The organism is Methylobacterium sp. CCH7-A2 (assembly GCF_001557075.1).
Classification (GTDB): Bacteria; Pseudomonadota; Alphaproteobacteria; order Rhizobiales; family Beijerinckiaceae; genus Allobosea; species Allobosea massiliensis.
This window is the reverse complement of sequence record NZ_LSKN01000233.1, coordinates 1-1,438: the sequence shown is the minus strand read 5'-3', so window position 1 is coordinate 1,438 and position 1,438 is coordinate 1. Positions and strand designations below refer to the sequence as shown.

At 68.0% G+C, this 1,438-nt stretch carries 2 protein-coding genes; one reads left to right on the top strand and one right to left on the bottom strand.

The features are described from left to right. Positions 1–581: branched-chain amino acid ABC transporter permease (locus AX750_RS17245; protein ID WP_197432841.1), on the top strand; the 581-nt coding region annotated here is incomplete at its 5' end. A 154-nt stretch (positions 582–735) separates the two neighbouring features. On the opposite strand, the gene AX750_RS17240 is transcribed toward AX750_RS17245, so the two are convergent. Continuing rightward, the gene (locus AX750_RS17240; protein WP_067254799.1) at positions 736–1,266 is read right to left on the bottom strand and encodes a hydrolase; all 531 of its coding nucleotides are present in this window, start codon (positions 1,264–1,266) and stop codon (positions 736–738) included. Between the last annotated feature and the right edge of the window lie 172 nt (positions 1,267–1,438).

The following is a 1,438-nucleotide window of genomic DNA, read 5'->3' as shown; positions in this document are numbered from 1 at the left end:
AGATGGTGTTCTTCTTCTCGCTGCAGACGCCGCGCTTCACCGGCGGCGAGGACGGGATCCAGGCGGTGCCGCGCGGGCATCTGTTCGGGATGATCAGCCTCGCCGACGACCGGACGCTGTACTGGCTCGTCGCGGCGATCTTCATGGCGGGGCTGCTCGCGATCTACCGCATCATCCACTCGCCCTTCGGCCAGGTCTGCAAGGCGATCCGAGACAACGAGCCGCGCGCGATCTCGCTCGGCTATCGCGCCAACCAGTACAAGCTCGCCGTCTTCGTGCTCTCGGCCAGCCTGGCGGGGCTCGCCGGCGCGACCAAGGCGATCGTCTTTCAGCTCGCCTCGCTCACCGACGTGCACTGGTCGATGTCGGGCGAGGTGGTGCTGATGACGCTGGTCGGCGGGCTCGGCACCGTCTTCGGGCCGATCGCGGGCGCGCTCGTCATCGTCTCGATGCAGAACTATCTCGCCTCGCTCGGTGCCTGGGTGACGGTGGTGCAGGGCGTGATCTTCGTGATCTGCGTGATGACCTTCCGCGAAGGCATCGTCGGCGTGATCTCGAAATGGATCCGGAAGCCGCTTTAGGTTTTTTGCTCCCGCAACAGACGCCGTCATCCTGGGCGAGCGAAGCTCGGCCGGGATCCATCATGAGGCGCCGCCGAACCCTATGATGGATCCCGGGCTTCGCGGCTTCGCCGCTCGCCCAGGATGACCATGAGGTTCCGGGGAAGAAGCCCCCCTACTTCACCAGCTTGAGCACCTCGCGGAAGCGGGGATGCCCAGCGCTCCGCAGCCATTCGAAGATCACCATCTCGGTCGTGACGATCTCGGCGCCGTGGCGGGCGAGGCGGGCGAGCGCGGCATCCTTCGACTCCGGGCGCCGCGAGCCGGTCGCGTCCTGGACCAGCGTGACGCGGCGGCGATGGGCGAGCAGGGAGAGCGCCGTCTGTCCGACGCAGACATGCGCCTCGCAGCCGCAGAGCACGATCTGCCCGTCGCCCTCTAGCGCCTCCAGAAAGGCGCCCTCGGCACAGGCGTCGAAGCTCATCTTGGCGATGACGGGGCCTGCGCCCGCCAACTCAGGCACCGTGCCGCCGAGCCCCGCCGGGTTCTGCTCGGTCATCAGCACGGGCACGCCGAGCAGGCCGGCCGCGGCGACCAGCTTCTGCGCATGGGCGACGAGGGCCGCCCCCTCATGGATCGCCGGCATCAGCCGCGCCTGGAAATCGATGATGACGAGCGTGGAGTCGCTGGCGCTGAGCAGGGGCATCGGCCTCGTCCGGTTGGAGCGATCATAGCGGGCCTCCGCCGCACCGAAAGCCCCGGCCGGCTCACGCCGCGGGGTTTTTGGGTCTTGAAGCGGATCCGAGGGGATGCGCTGGACGATGGTGGCGTCGCAGTCGACGGCTGCGTGCCGATGTCGATGTCGAATGTCGTGTCGA

Excerpts from the sequence above, each read along its gene's own strand:
- AX750_RS17240 (WP_067254799.1), bottom strand. The coding sequence starts at position 1,266 with ATGCCCCTGCTCAGCGCCAGCGACTCCACGCTCGTCATCATCGATTTC.